The 20,191-nt window shown below is 34.0% G+C and carries 19 protein-coding genes; 10 read left to right on the top strand and 9 right to left on the bottom strand.

Going from position 1 to position 20,191, the window contains the following annotated elements:
* Window positions 1-420 precede the first annotated feature (420 nt).
* The 6 genes from D0T53_RS12940 (at window position 421) to D0T53_RS12915 (ending at window position 4,730) form a co-directional block, all read left to right on the top strand.
* Window positions 421-786: a hypothetical protein gene (locus tag D0T53_RS12940; RefSeq protein WP_163268575.1), complete on the top strand. Its 366-nt coding sequence runs from the start codon at window positions 421-423 to the stop codon at window positions 784-786.
* Window positions 786-2,819: a sialate O-acetylesterase gene (locus D0T53_RS12935; RefSeq protein WP_163268573.1), complete on the top strand. Its 2,034-nt coding sequence runs from the start codon at window positions 786-788 to the stop codon at window positions 2,817-2,819. Before D0T53_RS12940 ends, D0T53_RS12935 begins: the two co-directional genes overlap by 1 nt.
* Window positions 2,820-2,834: 15 nt before the next feature.
* Entirely contained in the window at window positions 2,835-3,305 is a 471-nt protein-coding gene (locus D0T53_RS12930) for a hypothetical protein (protein ID WP_221411543.1), read from the top strand.
* Window positions 3,289-3,708: a D-Ala-D-Ala carboxypeptidase family metallohydrolase gene (locus tag D0T53_RS12925; protein WP_163268569.1), complete on the top strand. Its 420-nt coding sequence runs from the start codon at window positions 3,289-3,291 to the stop codon at window positions 3,706-3,708. Before D0T53_RS12930 ends, D0T53_RS12925 begins: the two co-directional genes overlap by 17 nt.
* Entirely contained in the window at window positions 3,705-4,121 is a 417-nt protein-coding gene (locus tag D0T53_RS12920; protein WP_163268567.1) for a hypothetical protein, read from the top strand. Before D0T53_RS12925 ends, D0T53_RS12920 begins: the two co-directional genes overlap by 4 nt.
* Window positions 4,122-4,511: 390 nt before the next feature.
* Window positions 4,512-4,730, top strand: a complete 219-nt coding sequence (locus D0T53_RS12915) for a helix-turn-helix domain-containing protein (RefSeq protein WP_163268564.1) — start codon at window positions 4,512-4,514, stop codon at window positions 4,728-4,730.
* A gap of 285 nt (window positions 4,731-5,015) precedes the next feature.
* Here D0T53_RS12915 and D0T53_RS12910 read toward each other — a convergent pair whose 3' ends face one another.
* A complete protein-coding gene (locus D0T53_RS12910; protein ID WP_163268562.1) occupies window positions 5,016-6,371 on the bottom strand; it encodes a tyrosine-type recombinase/integrase in 1,356 nt (451 codons plus the stop codon).
* A 222-nt stretch (window positions 6,372-6,593) separates the two neighbouring features.
* Complete coding sequence (locus D0T53_RS12905) at window positions 6,594-8,444, bottom strand: beta-L-arabinofuranosidase domain-containing protein (protein ID WP_163268560.1); 1,851 nt, start codon at window positions 8,442-8,444, stop codon at window positions 6,594-6,596.
* 490 nt (window positions 8,445-8,934) lie between these two features.
* On the opposite strand from D0T53_RS12905, the gene D0T53_RS12900 reads away from it, so the two are divergent.
* Entirely contained in the window at window positions 8,935-10,125 is a 1,191-nt protein-coding gene (locus D0T53_RS12900) for an anaerobic sulfatase-maturation protein (protein ID WP_163268577.1), read from the top strand.
* Here D0T53_RS12900 and D0T53_RS13765 read toward each other — a convergent pair.
* The 5 genes from D0T53_RS13765 to D0T53_RS12875 form a co-directional block, all read right to left on the bottom strand.
* Window positions 10,114-10,437, bottom strand: a complete 324-nt coding sequence (locus D0T53_RS13765; RefSeq protein WP_163268558.1) for a DUF2752 domain-containing protein — start codon at window positions 10,435-10,437, stop codon at window positions 10,114-10,116. The genes D0T53_RS12900 and D0T53_RS13765 overlap by 12 nt on opposite strands.
* Before the next feature lie 59 nt (window positions 10,438-10,496).
* Complete coding sequence (locus tag D0T53_RS12890) at window positions 10,497-10,832, bottom strand: TM2 domain-containing protein (RefSeq protein ID WP_163268556.1); 336 nt, start codon at window positions 10,830-10,832, stop codon at window positions 10,497-10,499.
* A 136-nt stretch (window positions 10,833-10,968) separates the two neighbouring features.
* Window positions 10,969-11,847: a dTDP-4-dehydrorhamnose reductase gene (rfbD, locus tag D0T53_RS12885; RefSeq protein WP_163268554.1), complete on the bottom strand. Its 879-nt coding sequence runs from the start codon at window positions 11,845-11,847 to the stop codon at window positions 10,969-10,971.
* A gap of 17 nt (window positions 11,848-11,864) precedes the next feature.
* Window positions 11,865-12,392, bottom strand: coding sequence for a DUF4924 family protein (locus tag D0T53_RS12880; RefSeq protein ID WP_163268552.1), 528 nt, complete (start codon window positions 12,390-12,392; stop codon window positions 11,865-11,867).
* Window positions 12,393-12,395: 3 nt separating this feature from the next.
* Window positions 12,396-14,663, bottom strand: a complete 2,268-nt coding sequence (locus D0T53_RS12875; protein WP_163268550.1) for a cation:proton antiporter — start codon at window positions 14,661-14,663, stop codon at window positions 12,396-12,398.
* A gap of 264 nt (window positions 14,664-14,927) precedes the next feature.
* On the opposite strand from D0T53_RS12875, the gene gmd reads away from it, so the two are divergent.
* From gmd to D0T53_RS12860, 3 genes are read left to right on the top strand one after another with little or no spacing between them, the layout of a single operon-like run.
* Window positions 14,928-16,079 (top strand): GDP-mannose 4,6-dehydratase, encoded by a 1,152-nt coding sequence (gene gmd, locus D0T53_RS12870; RefSeq protein ID WP_163268548.1) that lies wholly within the window; start codon window positions 14,928-14,930, stop codon window positions 16,077-16,079.
* Window positions 16,079-17,185 (top strand): GDP-L-fucose synthase family protein, encoded by a 1,107-nt coding sequence (locus tag D0T53_RS12865; protein ID WP_370457833.1) that lies wholly within the window; start codon window positions 16,079-16,081, stop codon window positions 17,183-17,185. Before gmd ends, D0T53_RS12865 begins: the two co-directional genes overlap by 1 nt.
* Window positions 17,186-17,229: 44 nt before the next feature.
* Window positions 17,230-18,375, top strand: a complete 1,146-nt coding sequence (locus D0T53_RS12860) for an OmpA family protein (RefSeq protein WP_163268544.1) — start codon at window positions 17,230-17,232, stop codon at window positions 18,373-18,375.
* A 486-nt stretch (window positions 18,376-18,861) separates the two neighbouring features.
* Here D0T53_RS12860 and rpmA read toward each other — a convergent pair whose 3' ends face one another.
* Together rpmA and rplU are read right to left on the bottom strand one after the other, a co-directional pair.
* A complete protein-coding gene (gene rpmA, locus D0T53_RS12855; RefSeq protein WP_163268542.1) occupies window positions 18,862-19,125 on the bottom strand; it encodes a 50S ribosomal protein L27 in 264 nt (87 codons plus the stop codon).
* A gap of 20 nt (window positions 19,126-19,145) precedes the next feature.
* Complete coding sequence (gene rplU / locus D0T53_RS12850; RefSeq protein ID WP_163268540.1) at window positions 19,146-19,457, bottom strand: 50S ribosomal protein L21; 312 nt, start codon at window positions 19,455-19,457, stop codon at window positions 19,146-19,148.
* Between the last annotated feature and the right edge of the window lie 734 nt (window positions 19,458-20,191).

Below are 20,191 nucleotides of genomic sequence, written 5' to 3'. Positions count from 1 at the left end.
CATCTCGTCCGAGACACTTAGTGGTATACTTTTCAATTACTAAGTGGACTACTTTTCAATTATATTATACATCCTAATCATACAGGAAATGATGAATTCTATCAGGCCGTTGAAGATAATGCTGAAAACTATTTCATTGCATGGAGAACTGAAACGGAACTGAGAGTATCAACAGAACCATTATCAACAGTTGATGCAAAAGATGCTGTTGAAGAAGATATTGATTCTTTTGTTGTTTGGGCGGTTACATGTACTTGGGATCAGAAAGGTTCTAAAAAGAACGTTCCGATCTATAACCTTGGAGATGTGAAAGATGTGTTCAACTGTATTGATGATGAAGCATCCAATCCTTGATAAATAACTGAATAATAACGATAAGGAAGGAGCATCCGTTCCTTCCTTCTTAAAAAGTATTATCTCATGGAAAAATATCAAGGAGAAGATATTGGATTCTCAATTAAACTATGGACTGATACAAGTAAAACAGAATTAGTTAATCTGGATAATGTTTCAGAAATTATTGTTTATGTCTATACCGATGGATGTAAAAAAGCAATGTTTTCAAAAACTGATAAAAGCGGTTATTCAAAATTATCGAAAGTATCAAGTACAGAATATTCAGGAATTATAGATTCATCAATAACGAAATTGATGGCTCCCGGATTGCTAAGTCTTGAAATAAATATAGCCGAAAATGAAGCTTCTGTTTCTGATGGGAAATGGAACTTAATACAAAGAGGATCCTTTGGTGTTCTCAGAAAATCACTTGTAAAAATAGAAAGCTGATGGCTAGTTTAATAAATGCTGTTATAGAAGTTGTTATTGGGGGTACTGTAATTATATATGGAGAAGGATCAACTCCAGTAATAACTCAAGAAGTAAACCAAGAAACTACTACAACACCATCAAATAAAGCAATTTATGATGCGTTAAGTCTAAAAGTTGATTTAGGAGGCTCAAATCTCTCTATGCAGCAAATGGATGATAAGAAAGCAGAGAAAGTAAACGCTTTCACAGATCAATTTTCAGCAGAGGAAATAGATAATTTAAAAACTGTTGGATATTATATACGTAATTATGGAGTCGGAACAACACCTCAGTTATTGATAGTAAGCCAATCTGCATCAGGGAGTGTAAGTCAATACAGACAATATGTATACGATTCAACAGGATGGGTTGTTGCAGAATCAAGAACATTTGACGGAACATCTTGGAGTGAATGGAAAGATTATTTCGGTAATTTATTCAATGGAACATTCTCTGATATATCTGAATTGGACAATATGAAAGCATACGGCATATATCGTAGGCAATCAGGTGGTGCTCCAATGATTGTCTACGTATATATAGAAGGGAATATAGTATATCAACGTAGGGATTATTTAAATACATCTTCTGCGATAGAATTTAGAACATTTGATGGTACATCTTGGAGTGAATGGACGAAAGTTAACTTTCTTTCTCAGTCAGAACAAAATAATGTAAATATAGTACCATCATTAATTAGTGCATTATCAGATAAAATAACAACAGAAACAATTACGGGTCAATATGTTAATAGAAGCACAGGTGCTATTTTTGATAATTCTGATTATCGCCGTTCAGTTATTCTTAAAATATCAGACTACATAGATGGCGGCCAAAAATTATATGTTGATATAGGCACATTCGGCGCATCGATGATTCCTGTTGCTTATTATAATTCAGAAACACCTGATAGTAGCAGCTTTTTAGGAGGCGAAATAGAAACTACAAGTGTAGACGGACAGGGTCAGCAATTGAAATCATATATGCTAAATCCCCCAGCCGAAGCTACGCACATGGTTTTAAGCTGCAATAAGAACTACTATTTCAATTTATATAGAATAGGCGCTTTATCCGATAAAGCAAATAAAACTGACGTTGCAGATAAAATAGACACGAAAGTTTCCGAAATACATTCGGGAATGTCTTACGATCCGTATAATTCTATAAATAACGCAGCTCCTTTAATGTTCAAGCGTTCAAGTATATTAAGTAATATACCTGATGATGTAATGCCATTATTTATTATTATCGGTCAATCAAATATGGACGGGCGCGCGCCTATTGCTTCTATACCATCAGGAATACTAGATGCAAATAATATGATCTTAAATTATTTAATGTGGAATAGGCTTACAAGCCAATATCAGACATTTCAATTAGGAGTAAATACAGGTTCAGAGAATAATGCTACAACCTATTTTTCGTGGGACACATTTTTTATGCGTAAATACCTTACAGATAATCCCTGCAAAAAAGTATATGCTATCCGTCAGACTATTGGAGGTGTTCCGATTACTGAAAAAGGATTTAGCAGCTCAAATAATCGTTATTATCGTTGGCAGCCTAAAGCTGAGTTGATAGCCGACACAGACAAATCTATGTGTTTGGAGCTACTAGACAAGATACAGGTGGCAAAAGAATATGCAACCGCAAACAATCTAAAATTAATGCCTGTTGCTATATTATGCACACAGGGAGAGGGAGATGCAGATCGAGCGAGCGATGGAGGTGTAACGGATTATCCTGTTAATTTAAGCAATCTTATTACATGGGTAAGAGGGTTATTTCTTACTCCGACGTTGCCATTTATTAATATTCAGATTGCTAACTATAACAGTGACTATACAGCAATAAACACTGTGTTTACAGAAATGAATGCACTAGATAAATATATGAGAACTGTTGATATGACAGATCATCAACCAACATTAGATAATATCCATTATGCAGCTACTGAGTTACAATATGCAGGCGAAACAGCATATAATTATTTTAAAGAGTTGATGGGATAAAATAGAAATATAATTATGCTAGACACTATAAAAATAATTTTAGTAGCTGCTCTAGGTAGTTTATACTCCTACTTAGAGCCAATATACAATCCTATGAAAGTATTAGCGATTGTATTTTGTGCCGATATTGTAGCTGGAGTATTAGTAGACCTTATTAAGAACAATGACAGGATAAGGATTAAAAAATTTCTTATTGCAGTCGCTTTTTTGGCTCTTTATTTCTCTATCATCGCTAGTACTTATGTAGTAGGCGAACATATGGGAGATATAGAGGAGGCTCTATTAATAGTCAAGACTCTTACTTATATTTTCTCCTATTTCTATATTAGTAATACTATCAGAAATTTACGGCTGTTAGCCCCTCAAAACAAGCAAATAGCATTTTTAGACTATTGGCTAGGGCTACAAATAGTTAAACGTTTACCTGACTTAGCTAATTTTCTAGGTTTATCACATAAAAAACAAGATAATGAAACTGACAAATAATTTCACGCTGGAGGAATTAAAACACTCTAACAAAGCAAAAGCAAAAGGAATAATTAACGAGCCAAACGATGCGCAAATAGAGGAACTAAGAAAACTTTGTGTAAGACTATTGCAGCCACTTAGAGACATTTACGGCGAACCTATGATAGTAAGTAGCGGATTCCGCAATAATGAGGTAAATAGGCTCGTAAAAGGGGCTGGCACCTCTCAACACATGAAAGGACAGGCAGCCGATATAAAGGTAAATAACCCCCGTAATTTATTAAAGGCTTTACTTACTAGCGGATTAATATTCGATCAGGCTATTTTATATCAGGATGGCAAAAATAATTTCTTACATCTGTCTTATAATTCTGCAAATAACAGGAGACAAATTTTATATTCTAAAAATACAAAACCATGAGTGAAAAAACAGCAACAATATTAACCTATATACTAAGTATACTTGCCATAGTATTTATGGTGTTTATTTCGGGATGCAAGGCAAAAACAGTTTATGTACCTGTCGAGTCATTTAAAACAGAGTATATGGATAGGCTATTAAAAGATTCTATACACATTTTAGATTCTGTATTTGTGGAACGCTGGAAAAGTAACGATACAGTATATTTAACCAAAGAAAAATATAAATACCGATACAGGGATAAGCTCGTTAGAGATACTATCTGTAAGACTGACTCTATAGCTGTTCCCTATCCTGTTATAGAAACTAAAGAGGTTAATAGGCTCCATCGTTGGCAACAAATATTAATGATTTTAGGTGGCGTTTTAATCAGTTATATAGGTTATAGAGTTTTTAGGTTTTTCAAACCATAAATTGTTTTATTTTTTAGGGGTGCTTTGTTGCGATAACAAGGCTCCCTTTGTTTTTTTTCGTATTTTATTGAAAAATAATGTGCCAATATTTTGGTACATTAAAATAAAGTTGTATCTTTGTATTGTTGAGAGGATGAGAGCACAACTAATTATCCAAATGTGCGAATAGGGTAAGACGGATAGTAACCCTTATGTTTAAATGAAGCTGTGGTAACCACTTAAATGAAGCGATAAAGGCCAAGCTCTTAACTACAATCACAGGCGAACAGCTTATTGCAGCACTCCATTTTTCGACGACCGTAGAGAGTAAGCCAATGTTGATTGATATTCTAAAAAAATGTGCATCGTGGTATTGCGATTATTCCGATTGGGAAGATAAGAGTATTAATTATGGATAAAGATATATCTATACGAATTAAATTCGGGCTAAATCTAAAGGAATTAAGAAACGAAAAAGGTTTGACAGTTAGGGGATTAGCTGCATTGTCAGGGCTAAGCAAAAGCACAATAGAGAATATTGAGCAAGGTAGATTCTCATGCAGTTTAGATGTTCAATATAATATCTCTAAAGGGCTAGATGTTCATATTAAAGAGTTATTCAACTTCTAAGTATAACCTTAAAACACAAAAGGAGGGATATTAACCCTCCTTTTATGTTGTTATTATCTGTAATAAACTATCAGGAATAGACTCCGAATTCACTCCTATACATAAGAATATCAACACCGCCCGAGAAAAAGTATGACAACCTTTTGTTTCAGGATCTTATTCAACTTTTGGTTATGTTGGAGTTGGAGCTGGTCTATTCTATCATGATCTTGGATTAGAATATCAATATCAGAGAAATTTCAATGAAGATAGAACCGGACATTCATTTGGATTGAAATATAAGTTCTAATTCTCTTTTTTCGTTTCTTTCTGTTTTTCTTCTTTCTTTCCAGAGAAATATGGATTATCTTTCAAGCTAATAGCTAATTCTTTAGTTGTTAGCTTTAAATATTTAACAGTTTGTTCAATTTTTGAATGGCCTAACAATCTGGATATATAAAGAAGATCTATTCCGTTTCTATACATATTTGTAGCTCCGGATCTTCTGGCCGTATGGCTTGTTACAAATTTATGTTTAGGTTCAACAGCTTCAATTCTTTCTCCTCCCTTGGTTATGGTTTTTCTTATCGGAGTATCGATTCCGGATATTTTACAGATTTCCTTGAGTTGATCATTATGCTTCTGATCCGATATCTTTGGAAGCTTCAAACCATTGTATTTATTAATAATACCCTGCAAATAATGATGAATAGGAATATAAACCTTTTTATCCTTTTTTCGTGTCCAAATAGCAATCAGATTATCTTCAATATTGTAATCATCAATTCTTGAATAATCAGATATTCTCAATGCAGTGCAATAGCCTATAATGAATCTATCTCTTTCTACATTCAAACTTTTTATTTTCCTTGCTAAATTAGGCCGTTTTATCTCAGGATAATGCTCTTTTATCAGTTCTTCAGTAAATATAATACTTTGTATCTTTGAAATTTCCTCTTCAGTCAGAGATATTGTATCTGCAACTTCAGATTCAACAATGAATCCTTTTGGTTTTTCAAAATTGAAATATCCAATTTCTTTAGCTTCATTCATAAAAAGTATAACCTTTTTAAAAGCAGCTCCTATATAATTTTTAGAATATTTATTTTCAATAAGATAATTCCTAAAATCATTATAGAATTTCATGTTTATGTCTTCAAACTTCAATTTTGATTTATTTTTGTGCTCAAAATCAATTAATCTATTGATAATAGTCTGATATGATTTTCTTGTATTAGGATTTATGTTGTTTTTATCTTTTAAGGTATTAGCAAAAGGAATTAATAACTGCGATTTTTCAAAGTTATCAATCTCTTGTTTTTTTTGATCAGAAAGTACACCTCCTTCAGCATAATTTATTTCATCAATTTTATTTATTATAGAATTCTTAAACGTTTTTTGAGTAGGAACAACTAATTCTTTTTGAAAGTCATTAAGTATTTCTTCAATTATTTTCTTATATTTTTTTATCTGAATATTATTCAGATACCCTTCAGGATATTGTTTATTCTCTTTGCACCATTTATTATTATCTATCCAATATTTTGTTTTTACAGAAATACCTGGAACAAATCGCAATCTTTGTCCTTTTAATCTTATAATAAACTGAATTGATGTAACTTCTTTTCTTTTATCAATTAAATATGGTATAGCTTCTATCATATATTATTGGAACTTTATTTGGAACAAATTATGCAATATATATAAAATAAGTATTGCAAAGTTATTTATTAAAATTTTGTTTCTATATTATTTGCAATGTATATTTGTTGTCTATTTCATTTACAGTATTCCCTTCGGGATCACAAAAAGTAAGACAGCTACATTGCTATGTAGCTGTCTTTTGGTTTTATAGTATTCTTTTTTAGTGTGTAATTGTTTCTTTTAATAATTTCTAATATTAGCATATACGCCATAGGATTGGTTGTCGATGTCGAATAATGGGCGTAGTAAATAATTATTTTTATCATTTTTCAACTGGAAAGTAGACTCATCCGAATCTGAAATGGACAGATTATTTAAAACAGTTTCAGTATTTCCTTTCAAAATAATTTCTTTATTGCTTTCGAAAACCAGCATCATAGGTCCATAATAAACAGCAAATATTTGAGAGTTATCAGGCATTGGTTTAAGGTGGAAGTCGTAATGAAACACCAGTTTAACTTCATCTTTATCCCGCCATTTTCTCTTTACGTCAAGGAACGACATCGGTACTGAATTGATAGGTTGTTTCTCGTTATTGATATACAAATCAACTTCTTTAGCCCAGGACGGGATTAGAAGCTTTAAGGTAAAGTTTGTGTTTCGTTTTGCTGAAACAGTAAAATTTACGACTGTATCTTTTGGAAAATTACCATATTGCTCCAATTTTACATTTTTTTCCTTCCAGCTGACCTCGGACGGCACATACAGATTTACCCAAATGGCTGAATCGTTATAATAATATATACCAGAGTTGAGCTGAGAAAATGCTTCAGTACAAGAACCGCTGCAGCAAAAGAAATCATTATCTTTTAAATATTTTTTATTACGAGGCGAACCTAAAGGTAAATGGTATACATAAGAGCCATTGGTTTTACTTTGTGTAGGAAGAATAGCATTAAAAAACATATTCATGTAAGAATCGGCATATTTAGGATCTACAGTCCACGTAAAAATGGATGAAGTTAATTTCTGTGTGTTATGAGATACACAACTTTCTGCAATTTCCTTAGTTAGTGTATTACAAAGATGATTTGGTATTCCCCAATGTTCTGCCGTAATAGAAGTTCTTGTTGTAACATTAGGACGAGGTCCACTACTTGACCCATTTGCATACGTATGGTGATTAGTCAGAATATTCCAAAAGTTGATAACAGCATCATGATATTTCATCTCTTTTGTAGTTGAATAACGTTGGGCAAAACCATTAACCAAAACAATATGGGTATTTGAATGTAGTCCCGATAAAATATCTTCATTTTGAGATAAAGGGATCGAAAACCATTCCGGATCAAACGTTTTGGCTAACTCTAAATGTTTAGGATTATTAGATGTTTTGTAAAGTTTATACAGCACTTCATTCATAGCTCCCATTTCATTCTGAGGATTGGCATCTGCTGTATATAGCATTTTTTCGATTGTTTCTTTGCTTAGTTTCGACATCCTATTCTCTGTATAATCAGCCATGCCAAGTAATATATCATAAGCTTTCTTATTATTTGTACATATATAAGCATCTAATAAGCCCTGCATAATTTTATGATATGTGTAATATGGAGCCCAAACTCCTGTGAATTTAGTTTCTAAGGTGTCAAAATCCTTCTCCGGAAATGCACTCAAATAACCGTTACCAAAGGCTTCTTGGCATTTACTCAACTCATCTATCATGTAAATCAAACGTTCGCTAAATTGTTTATCTCTATATTTTTCTATAAAGCTTGAAACAGATGAAAGATAGTGACCTACAAAATGTCCTCTTAGTCCAACACTCGGCGCTTCCCAGCCTTCTAAGGGTTTTGCATCTGAAGGTAAGCCAGCAGTAATTCTGAAGTTATGTAATAACCTGTCTGGATCTAAAGATCTGAGGAATGTAATATCAAGATCTTCCCTATGTTTAATCCATGAAGGTTTTAATGTTACGTCTTTATTCTGAAATGTTGATATCTTTTCTACCTCCTTGTTGTTGATTATGTTTTGGCTGAATAGATTAAGATGAATAAAAATCATCATTAAAATGAAAGTTACTTTTTGCATATTGTTTACTTATATTGTGAAAAAATGTCTTTTAAATATCACTCTTTGTATTATCTGTAATCGCGAAAAAAGAGAAATCGAGTTTTTCATATTGAAAATGTAGATAAAGAATAATGATTAAATCGAACAAATATAAACATTTAAATGGTATTTAGACTTTAAGATGATGAGTATACATTTTACACTTCTAATTAAATTCATTATGTCGGTTTCATTAATTACAGTTACACATGGGACATAGATTGTTTATAAAGGATTTATAAAGTGAATATTCCTAGAGGGATAAAGATTGTCGATTATTAGGTCATTTAATATTAGCAACAATTCGAAGTGTGAAAAATAAAGAATGACTAAAAATAATAGAATCTGCCTCCAAATATAATAATGGGTGCGTTTTATTATGAGGCGTCTTAAAACATCCGGCTTCTCCTGAATAATATATATATTTGTTCTTAAAATACAGATAAAGATAATGTCAGTTAATAATCAGATGCCTAATAACTCTTTCGCTCCATTTGCTAAACCTTTATATGTTATGCTAAAGCCGATGGGTGCAGTATGTAATCTTTGTTGCGACTATTGCTATTATCTTGATAAAAAGAACTTATATCCAAATAACAATCGTTATTTAATGTCCGATGAAATTCTTGAACGTTTTATTAAGGACTATCTTGATTCGCAAACTATGTCTCAGGTTCTTTTCACATGGCACGGTGGAGAGCCTCTTATGAGAAATTTGGCCTTCTATAAAAAAGCTTTGGATTTACAACAAAAATACGCTAAAGGAAGACGTGTTGATAACGTCGTGCAAACAAATGGTACATTATTAACTGATGAATGGTGCAAATTCCTTAGAGACAATAATTTTCTTGTTGGAATATCAATTGACGGACCTCAACACTGTCACGATAAATATCGAAAAGGAGTCAATAAAGAGTCTTCTTTCCACGAAGTAATGAAAGGATTATCGCTTTTGCAAAAGTATGATGTTGAATATAATGCTATGGCAGTGGTAAATAACTACAATGTTAATTATCCTCTGGAGTTCTACAACTTTCTAAAATCTATAGGTTGCCAATATATACAGTTTACGCCCATCGTTGAACAAATTGAAGGAAAACCTGCCCCTTGGAATGTTCCTGCCGACAAATGGGGTGATTTCCTGATAACCATATTTGATGAATGGGTACGCTATGATGTTGGTCTATATTATATTCAGTACTTTGATTCGACTCTCGCAAACTGGATGGGAATGGCTCCGGGTGTTTGCACTCTTGCAAAACATTGCGGCCATGCCGGAGTTATAGAATTCAATGGAGATGTATATAGTTGCGATCATTTTGTTTTTCCTCAGCATAAGCTTGGTAATTTAAAAACTGACTCGCTAACATCGATGATGTACTCCGAAAAACAGATGAAATTTGGGAAAGATAAATATACGACTCTACCTCGTCAATGTAAAGAGTGCGATGTGTTGTTCGCTTGTAACGGAGAATGTCCCAAAAACAGGATAATAGCTTCGGAAAATGGAGATACAGGATTGAATTATCTGTGCGAAGGATATTATAAATTCTATAAATATATCGCACCATACATGGATTTTATGAAAAACGAACTCATAAATAATCGGCCTGCGGCCAATATTATGTATGCTCTAAGAAAAGGAAATTTAATGCTTTAACAGCTTAAGCTGTTGTATTAGCATTCTGATCCAAATAAAAATCAAAAGAGGAAAAACTATAACAATCAGTTTATTGAAATTAAAGGCTCCTACAAAATCAAACTGTATTGCAGATACTATAGCGCGGGTTATTCCACAACCAAAACATTCAATGCCAAAAATATTTTTGAATAAACATATCGAATGCTGTTCGTTTAACCAGCCTACAGGTATTAAATACAGCGTAACCGGAAAAATTATGATACCGGCTATTTTTACGTAAATAAACCATCGGTAATTTCTTAACCTATTTGTAATAGTATTATAAAGCATGTAGGTTAGAAAGCAAGTGCAAGTTTAGAAATCGACCTGCACTTGTTTTATAAGAAAAATTAAAGAATTGAAGTAACTAAAACAAATTTTTTATAGTTATATCTTTTTGCACGGTCTTTAGCTGAAAAAATATCAACTAACCACCATATAAGACATCCATAACAAGTAATAATCTTCAATATTCCTAAGGCAACATCATCCAGCCAGAATCTTTCCCATCCAAGGATGATTGCAATTAAAAATATAGTTGAAGGTTTTTGAAATTCTGTCCCTTGAATAAGATAAAATTTGTCATCATCCATCTGTTCTAGCTTCGCCCTTATAGCAACCAGATCCTGAGGTGCAAAATTTTCTACATTTAGACCGACAAACATGTCTACTTTAGATTTTTCCATCAGTTTTTTCTTTCCATTTTTCCTACTCTTTTGGCTTTTCGGATTTCGCCCCGTTTAATTTACAGTGGGGTCTGGGCTCCACTTTTACTTCGTTGAGCAAAATTACATTTTTTTTTGAATTACAGTATTTTATGGACTATGTATTTACTAATACCTCTATACAGACCTTTAGGCTATCCTGCCATTGTGGAATTTGTAGATTATATGCTCGTGTTATTTTACTTTTATCCAGTACACTATACTGAGGCCTTTTAGCTTTTGTCGGATATTCGGCTGTTGTTATTGGATTTACTTTACATGAGTTTATGCCCGCTAAACGATGTATTTCTACAGTAAAATCGAACCACGAAGTAACTCCCATATTCGAGTAATGATAAATGCCCGGTTTGAATATTTCAGACTTTACAATAGAAACAATAGCTTGAGCCAAATCGGCGGCATTAGTCGGAGTACCAATTTGGTCTGCCACTACATTCAGAGTATCACGCTCTTTACCCAATTTTATCATTGTTTTCACAAAGTTATTACCATAAATAGAATATAACCATGCTGTACGTATTATTAATGAATCGGGGCAAATTGACAAAAGTTCACTCTCCCCAGCCTCTTTCGATTTTCCATATACCGATTGAGGCGAAACTGTATCTGTTTCTTTATATGGCTCTCTTTTTGTGCCATCGAAAACATAGTCTGTCGAAATGTGTATAACCTTTATTTTATGCTTTTTGGATATTTCCGCTATATTTTTAACGGCATCACGATTAATCTTATAGCACATTTCAACGTCATCCTCAGCTTTATCTACTGCAGTATATGCTGCACAGTTTATTATATATTCAAAATTTTGATTATTTACATAATCCTCAAAAGCTGACATATTCGTTATGTCTAATTCTCCAACGTCTGTGAATGTAAACGAATAAGCATTCGAAACATTTTCTACTGCGCGCTTTAGTTCTCCTCCTAACTGCCCGTTACTACCAGTTACTAAAACTTTCACCGAAGCTGTTTCCATATATAGATAATTTTATTTTATTTATTTTCTTGTTTATATTTTTCGGACAATAATCTCACAAATGAACTTATTTGAGCTATTGCAGCCTGAGTTTCTCCCGATACATCTTTCTTTTGCAGTTTTAGCATCAAATATCCATATAAAGCAGAAAAACAAGTCTCGATTTCAGGTTCGGCATTTGCGCCATTTTTCGATCTCAATTCTACAATAAACGGAAGAGTCTTATAATAAGAAGCAATATAGGCCTGATCTTTTTTCGATTCTAATAAATACAAATGTACATCTGTTAAATTTATTATAACATTTTTGTTTATTTGTAAATGACCATTTTGCTCAAGACCCTCATATTTCATCATGTCGATAAGGTTTTTATACCAGTCGTAGATTTCAGCCTTTACAGATTCAGTTTGTTCGAATTTGCTAATAATATTCTGTTCTATCAAATCTATATTCAGCTTGTTGGCTCTTATAATATCTTCCACTTGCCACATGTATAGAAGATATTCGGCTATATTTTCATCTTTTTTTTGCTTTGCTATCAACATACATTATTCTTTTATGTGATTAATCACTTTCTTTTTAAGATTCTTTAAATTATAACTTTCTCCGGCAATCCAAACAATATCACCTTCTTCAAACTTTATATCGGGAGTTATATTTACGATAGATTCGTTCAGACGATCAATGCCTATAATCATGCACCCCCAGTTTTCTTTTAAATTTGCATTTTGAACCGTTTGCCCAATAAATAAAGAGTCCCCTTTTAATGAAAAATGGGCTATTTCGATATGATGTTCGGCTATCTCGCCATAACTGGTTTGTGTATTCTGAAGTTTTTCATTAAACTTTTCAACTTGTTTGTCTGTGCCTACAACAACTATTATATCGAAAGGAAACAAGCGTTCGTTTGCTCCCGGAATATTTATTTTTATCTCTCCCCTTATTATCGAAACAATATTTACTCCTGTCGACTGTCTAAAGTTTAATTCGCCAAGTGTTTGACCGGCTATTGGCGATTCTTGTGATATTTCAAATTCTTCGATATGTAGATCTTTATATAACAAATCGGCAGCCAATTTTTTGTTTATTGCTGAATTCTGATTTTCAGCATTTTCCTTATCCGATAGATTCTTTCTAAAGCGCTCCTCCATCCGTGTGGCAGGCGCCTTAAATGCTTTAGTAAATGTGAATATAGCAACTACTAAAATTGCTATTATAACTAATAAAGCTGTAGCCTGCGGAAATAATGGGCTTAATGCTATAACGATAAATCCTACACCTAAAAAGGCACGTAATATCATTATCGATGACAAGGCGCCTTTGTTAAAAGGCCCGCTATTCCATAGTTTTTCGAATTCAGATGAGCGGCTTTTCCTTAGCACCATTGCACTTAAAAAAGGAGACATTAAAATAAGTGTTATTCCTGCAGCAACAACACGTCCCCATGTTCCGTCAATGTTACTTGTAACAAATGGTATAAGAAGCTGCCTGCAAGCTAAAAGTACCGCTAAAGACAATGTGAAATAAATAGCTACACTAACGAGTATACTTTTAATAAATTTGCTCCATTCACTTTCCGAATCAATACTTTTCGAACCAGAGGAAGCGTAACCGTCTATAAGTTTATTCCAATTCGATGGTATTCTTTTTTCAGTAAAAGAATAAACCTTTCCCGACCATTTTATGCAATATGGTGTTGTAAATGTTGTTATAACAGATACTGCAACTATTATAGGATACAAAAACGAATCGATAACGCCTAATTGCATACCTAAGGTTGCTATAATAAACGAGAATTCCCCGATTTGAGCTAAACTAAATCCTGCTTGTATAGCGACTTTTAAACCTTCTCCTGAAGCTACAACGCCAAGGGTGGCAAATATTATACGCCCTATTAAAACAACAGAAGTAAGAATTAGTATAGGGATAGCATATTCTACAATAATATCCGGAGCGATCATCATTCCTACCGAAACAAAAAACACTGCACCAAAAAGATTCTTCAAAGGCTCAACCAAATGTTCTATGTGCTTCGATTCCTCAGTTTCGGCTAAAACAGATCCCATGATAAAAGCGCCTAAAGCTGCCGAAAAGCCAACTGCATTTGCAAACAACACCATGCCAAGACACATCCCAACCGCAACTATTAACAACGTCTCGTCGTTTAAATATTGTTTGAATTTCTTTAATAACGTAGGAATCATATAAATACCCACAACAAACCATATTATCATAAAAAACACAAGCTTGAGAATACTGCTTACAAGCTCCATGCCTTCGAAATTCTGACTCACTGCAATTGTACTCAATAGCACCATCATAAGTATAGCGGCAAGGTCTTCGACAATAAGCATACCAAAAACTATTCCGGCAAACTTCTGCTTCTGCAACCCCATGTCATTAAATGCCTTAATAATAATAGTCGTTGACGACATGGATAACATTCCTCCTAAAAATAAGCTATCCATATGAGTCCAGCCCAACAATTGTCCCACAAGATAGCCTATTGCTATCATAGATCCCATGTTTATGAGGGTGGCTATTGATGCTGTTCCGCCAACACTTAGTAGCTTTTTGAAACTAAATTCTAACCCCAAAGCAAATAATAAGAATATAACCCCAATTTCAGCCCATGTCGATATGTTCGCCGTATCCATAATAGTCGGTGCAATCCAAAAATGAGGACCTGCAATAAATCCCGCTACGATATACCCAAGCACAACCGGCTGTTTTAGCCATTTAAATATAATAGTAACTATTCCGGCGGTAATAAGTATAATTGCCAGATCTGAAATCAAATCGGGTAAATGTCCCATATAAATTTTGATTTATTAAGTTTATAGGTACAATCTGTTGCTTAAATGATAACCAAATCAAGTCTGGTTAACATATTTTAGAGATAATCGTACAAAGGTAATAAAATGTATGTTTATATTTGCGGCGACACATTTTAATAATTATAAAAATTAGTAACAACTTTACATTCTAACTGTTTATTTTTTTACCTAGTTTTTTTGAAAGGTAATATAAAAAATATACCTTTGCGTGCTAGAATTGTTAAAAAAACTGGTTGTTTCAATATGGCAAAAGTTGCATTAATAACAGGAATCACAGGTCAGGATGGTGCTTATCTAGCAGAATACCTGATTAAAAAAGGATATACTGTTCATGGTATAAAACGTAGATCATCACTGTTTAACACTGATAGAATAGATCATTTGTATCAGGATCCTCATGAACATAACAGAAATATGATACTTCATTACGGGGATATGACCGATAGTATGAACCTAACTCGTATTATTGGAGACGTAAAACCTGATGAGATATATAATCTCGCAGCAATGAGCCATGTAAAGGTAAGTTTCGATACACCCGAATACACTGCAAATGCAGACGGTATAGGAACTTTACGTATATTAGAAGCTGTTCGGTTATTAGGTTTGACAAAGAAAACCCGTATATATCAAGCTTCTACTTCTGAACTTTATGGTTTAGTGCAAGAAATACCACAAAAGGAGACGACTCCTTTTTACCCTCGTAGTCCCTATGCTGTAGCAAAATTATATGCTTATTGGATTACTGTAAATTACAGAGAAGCTTATGGCATGCATGCCAGCAATGGTATACTATTCAATCACGAATCGCCATTGAGGGGAGAGACCTTTGTTACGCGGAAAGTAACACGGGCTGTATCGCGTATTGTATTAGGTATGCAAGATATGGTGTACATGGGAAACCTTTCGAGTAAACGAGACTGGGGACACGCTAAAGACTATATAAAGGCCATGTACCTTATACTTCAACAAGATACACCGGATGATTATGTAATATCAACAGGAATCACAACAACTATACGTGATTTTATTAAAATGTCCTTTGCAAAAGCAGGAGTAGTTGTTGATTTTAAAGGAGTAGACGAGAAAGAAGTCGGTTTTTTGGTATCTATCGACGAATCGGTATTCGCTAAAGAAGTTGGCATAGAATATTTAGAGTCTTTCAGAAAGCGTTTGGGGGAAACAGTAGTTGGAGTTGATCCTTCTTATTTCCGACCAACCGAAGTAGACATCCTGATAGGAGATAATTCGAAAGCAAAAGCAAAGTTGGGCTGGGAACCATCATATAGTTTAGATGGACTATGCGAAGATATGATGATGCACGATATAGCTTTAATGAAAAAAGAAGATTACTTGAAAAATGGAGGATATAGGATCCTTAATTATTTCGAATGATAGAAAAAGACGCGAAAATATATATCGCCGGGCATAACGGATTGGTTGGGTCTGCAATTCTGAAGAACCTGAAAGCAAAAGGATATACGAATTTTGTTCTTCGCTCTCATAATGAATTGAATTTGACAGATCAAATTGCTGTTGCCGATTTTTTCAGAAAAGAAAAACCTGAATATGTTTTTCTGGCTGCTGCGAAAGTTGGAGGTATTGTTGCAAACAACACATATAGAGCTCAGTTTATTTATGAAAATTTAATGATACAGAATAATGTTATTCACAATTCTTATCTAAATAACGTAAAAAAACTTGTGTTTTTGGGCAGTACTTGTATATATCCGAAAGATGCAGATCAGCCTATAGCAGAAGATGCATTATTGACTTCGCCTCTTGAATATACAAACGAACCATATGCTATTGCAAAAATAGCTGGTATAAAGATGTGTGAAAGTTATAATTTGCAATATGGGACAAATTTCTTATCGGTAATGCCTACTAATCTATATGGGCCGCAAGATAACTTTAATCTTGAAACATCACATGTTTTGCCGGCAATGATTAGGAAGATGCACTTAGGTAAGTGTCTTGAAGCTGGGGCATGGGAAGCGATAAGAAAAGATTTGGATATACGTCCGATTGATGGAATAAGCGGAGCTTCGGCGGAGGCAGAAATTATTGCTGTTTTAGAAAAATATGGTGTCTCTGTAGACACAGATACCCGGCATGCAAAAGTAGAAATCTGGGGGTCGGGAAAGCCTATGAGAGAATTCTTGTGGAGCGAAGAAATGGCTGATGCGACAGTTTTTATTATGGAACATGTGAACTTTTTAGATTTAAAGAATGTTATAATAAAAACGTCTAAAGACGAAGTGAGAAATACGCATATAAACGTTGGTACAGGAAAAGAGATTTCGATAAAAGACGTAGCATATTTAATCAAAAATTCTATCGGTTTCGAAGGAGAGTTATACTTCAATACCGAGAAGCCCGATGGGACTATGAGGAAGCTCACAGATGTTTCAAAGCTTCATTCTTTAGGGTGGAAGCATTCGGTTGAAATAGACGAAGGAATAAAAAGAATATATGATTGGTACATAAAATATCAATAAAAACAAAAACAGATATAATGTTTAACTATAATTTGAAGATGATTATGAAAAAAGTAAGTTTACTTTTATGTTTGATCCTTATGGGATCTGCGTCTATCTTTGCTCAAGAAAGCGGAGTTAGCACAGAAGCTGGACGTAAGACTACGTTCGTTCGCAATGGGTTTTGGAATAATTGGTTCTTAGGTGCAGGTGCAGGTGCTTCTATTTATGTAGGTCCTGAAAATCAGCATGCCGATATTATGGACCGCTTCACTGTGAATCCAACATTCATGGTAGGTAAATGGTTTAATCCTTACTTAGGAGCTCGTTTGGCTGCTCAAGGTGGATCAATCCATACTTTTACTGGAGATGAAGGTCAAAACATGTTCCATCATACACACTTGAACGCACATGTAGACTTCATGTTCAATTTCACAAATTACATTTGCAAATACAACGAGAAGCGTTTTTATAACTTTATACCTACTATTGGTGTTGGTTATGAACGTCGTGATAAAGATGGTAAATTCTTCAGAAAAGGATTCAATGGTATTACTGCAAACGCTAGCCTTTTGAATACTTTCAGAATTTCAAATCGCTTATCAGCTTACATCGAAGTAGGTGGATATTTCGTAGAGCGTGAATTCAACAAAGCTAATGTTGGTCGCATGCGTTGGAATGGAATCGCTACAGGATCTGCTGGTCTTATTCTTAAAGTTGGTAAAGTTGGTTTCGAAGAAGCTACTTTAATGGATCCTGCGTTAATCAACGATCTTAACGATCAAATTAACCGTTTGAAAGCTGATAATGCAAGAATGGCTAAACAACTTCCTTGTAAAGAGTGTCCTAAAGTAACACCTACTCCAACTCCTGTTGCTGTTGCTGACGTAGTTGTTCCAAACGTTGTATTTTTCCGTATTAACAGTGCTAATGTTGATAAAAACCAAGAAATCAATATTTACAACACTGCTGAATACATGAAAGCTAATCCTGATGCTAAAGTTAAAATCGTAGGATATGCTGACAAACAAACAGGTACTGCTGATTACAATATGAAACTTTCTGAAAAACGTGCTAAAAATGTAGCTAAAACGTTGATCGAAAAATATAACATCAACAGCAACCGTGTAAATGTTGAGTGGAAAGGTTCTTCTGAGCAACCATACAAAGAAAATGCTTGGAACCGTGTTGCTATATTCTTCGCTGAATAATTTGCAATAAAATAAAATTAAAAACCGTTGGGCGAAAGTCCAGCGGTTTTTTTTGTTATAGTCTTTTTACTAAGAACTTTAATATATAGAATTGTTGGCTGAATTATTTTGCAGAGAATATTAAGTATAAGTTTTGTTATACTGTTTTGAATGAAACGAATCAAAGAACACCTTTTTTAAGGATAAAGAATATTTTATTCAGACGAAAGCTATGAGAGAAGAAAAGCTTTGGCAAACCCACTCTCGATACCATAGATAATTTATAGTACAATAATATACAGGTCGATAGAAATAAAGAGAAGTAGAAAACACTGTGTTATTCAATATTAGCTTGTGTTGCTACTATATTAATGTATATCATACATAGGGTTAACAGGATAGCTTCGGGCTATAAAATAATTGCTGGTTAATCGGGGTATTGCTTTTAACAAAGAAAGGCTGTTCCATGATTGGAACAGCCTTTCTTTGTTATTTTAGATAGAATAATTACGCTTCAGCCTGTGGAAGTACCGATACGTAAGATCTGTTATCTCTTTTACGACGGAAAACTACAACACCGTCAGTAAGGGCAAACAAAGTATGATCTTTACCCATACCTACATTCTCACCCGGATGGTGAGTTGTACCTCTTTGACGAACGATAATATTTCCGGCTTTTACTATTTCTCCACCAAATGTTTTAACACCTAGTCGTTTACTTTCTGATTCGCGGCCGTTCTTCGAACTACCGACACCTTTCTTATGTGCCATTTTCTTCTGATTTTAACTGATTAAGCGATGATTTCTTTTACTATTACCTCTGTGAATTGTTGACGGTGTCCGTTCAATTTACGGTGTCCTTTTCTTCTTTTCTTGTGGAAGATAAGAACTTTGTCTCCTTTTACTTGAGAACCAACTTCAACTACTACTTTTGCGCCATCAATTGTTGGTGCACCTACAGTAACAGCTCCATCTTTGTCTACTAATAATACTTTTTCGAACTCAACTTTTGCGCCTTGTTCTGCATTGATTCTGTGAACAAACAATTTTTGGTCTTTTTCAACCTTCATTTGTTGTCCCTGAATGTCTACGATTGCGTACATCTGTTTATTTAATTTACAGGTTATGTGCCTGAGGCGAGCCCTTTCGTAAGACTACTTTTTGGCCTATTGGCAATTCAGTTCGCAAAATTAGAACATTTCATCTTAAAATACAAATTTATAAGTACATAATATCTTCTAATCATATTCAAATACTGCAAATACTTTCAAATATGCACATCTTTTCTACCTATGTGGAATTACTTATAACTTATATCTCCTTGGAATGTCTTGTTTTTGAAAAACCTGACACTTCTGACAGATTAGTCTCTCTACATATCCCCATAGGGAAAACGTCCTCTCTATTTCACTAAAGCAATGAATATTCTGACAAAAGCCTCCTGTTTGATAATGACGAATTGTAAATTATTGAAGTTAAAGTTCTCTGCAAGGTTGTTTTGGCAGTCTCCCATGTGGACAGATATAGAGGGGTTTAACCGCCATAAGCCAAACATTCTTCAATGCAAGGCTGGAAAAGGATTATTCTTTAAAATGTAATTGTTCTTTTTACTGCCGCGCATCTTCTCGATGCTTGCCTTCGTTCATTTTGCCTTGATGCAAAACGAACCAAAAAATCAAGACTGCGCCTGCTGTGCGACCCGCTGTTTAGCTTGTTCACTGAACAAAAAATAACTCGCACAGAATATTGTGCAGACTTTTAAGTCAGGCTATGCTCAAACAGCTTTTTGTTCCGGGCGTTCACTTCGCTAAGCGGGTACCCCGCACATACGGCGAGG

Source organism: Dysgonomonas sp. 216, from assembly GCF_010501065.1.
Classification (GTDB): Bacteria; Bacteroidota; Bacteroidia; order Bacteroidales; family Dysgonomonadaceae; genus QVMM01.
The sequence above is the reverse complement of the archived record's forward strand: the minus strand, read 5'-3'. Positions and strand labels throughout refer to the sequence as shown.

Bases quoted from the DNA above. Each gene is read 5' to 3' on its own strand.
- D0T53_RS12925 (WP_163268569.1), top strand. From the start codon at position 3,289: ATGAAACTGACAAATAATTTCACGCTGGAGGAATTAAAACACTCTAAC.
- D0T53_RS12860 (WP_163268544.1), top strand. From the start codon at position 17,230: ATGAAAAAAGTAAGTTTACTTTTATGTTTGATCCTTATGGGATCTGCG.
- rplU (WP_163268540.1), bottom strand. From the start codon at position 19,457: ATGTACGCAATCGTAGACATTCAGGGACAACAAATGAAGGTTGAAAAA.
- D0T53_RS12905 (WP_163268560.1), bottom strand. From the start codon at position 8,444: ATGCAAAAAGTAACTTTCATTTTAATGATGATTTTTATTCATCTTAAT.
- D0T53_RS13765 (WP_163268558.1), bottom strand. From the start codon at position 10,437: ATGCTTTATAATACTATTACAAATAGGTTAAGAAATTACCGATGGTTT.
- D0T53_RS12915 (WP_163268564.1), top strand. From the start codon at position 4,512: ATGGATAAAGATATATCTATACGAATTAAATTCGGGCTAAATCTAAAG.
- D0T53_RS12940 (WP_163268575.1), top strand. From the start codon at position 421: ATGGAAAAATATCAAGGAGAAGATATTGGATTCTCAATTAAACTATGG.
- D0T53_RS12930 (WP_221411543.1), top strand. From the start codon at position 2,835: ATGCTAGACACTATAAAAATAATTTTAGTAGCTGCTCTAGGTAGTTTA.
- D0T53_RS12920 (WP_163268567.1), top strand. From the start codon at position 3,705: ATGAGTGAAAAAACAGCAACAATATTAACCTATATACTAAGTATACTT.
- D0T53_RS12900 (WP_163268577.1), top strand. From the start codon at position 8,935: ATGCCTAATAACTCTTTCGCTCCATTTGCTAAACCTTTATATGTTATG.
- rpmA (WP_163268542.1), bottom strand. From the start codon at position 19,125: ATGGCACATAAGAAAGGTGTCGGTAGTTCGAAGAACGGCCGCGAATCA.
- D0T53_RS12875 (WP_163268550.1), bottom strand. From the start codon at position 14,663: ATGGGACATTTACCCGATTTGATTTCAGATCTGGCAATTATACTTATT.
- D0T53_RS12880 (WP_163268552.1), bottom strand. From the start codon at position 12,392: ATGTTGATAGCAAAGCAAAAAAAAGATGAAAATATAGCCGAATATCTT.
- gmd (WP_163268548.1), top strand. From the start codon at position 14,928: ATGGCAAAAGTTGCATTAATAACAGGAATCACAGGTCAGGATGGTGCT.
- D0T53_RS12910 (WP_163268562.1), bottom strand. From the start codon at position 6,371: ATGATAGAAGCTATACCATATTTAATTGATAAAAGAAAAGAAGTTACA.
- rfbD (WP_163268554.1), bottom strand. From the start codon at position 11,847: ATGGAAACAGCTTCGGTGAAAGTTTTAGTAACTGGTAGTAACGGGCAG.
- D0T53_RS12935 (WP_163268573.1), top strand. From the start codon at position 786: ATGGCTAGTTTAATAAATGCTGTTATAGAAGTTGTTATTGGGGGTACT.
- D0T53_RS12890 (WP_163268556.1), bottom strand. From the start codon at position 10,832: ATGGAAAAATCTAAAGTAGACATGTTTGTCGGTCTAAATGTAGAAAAT.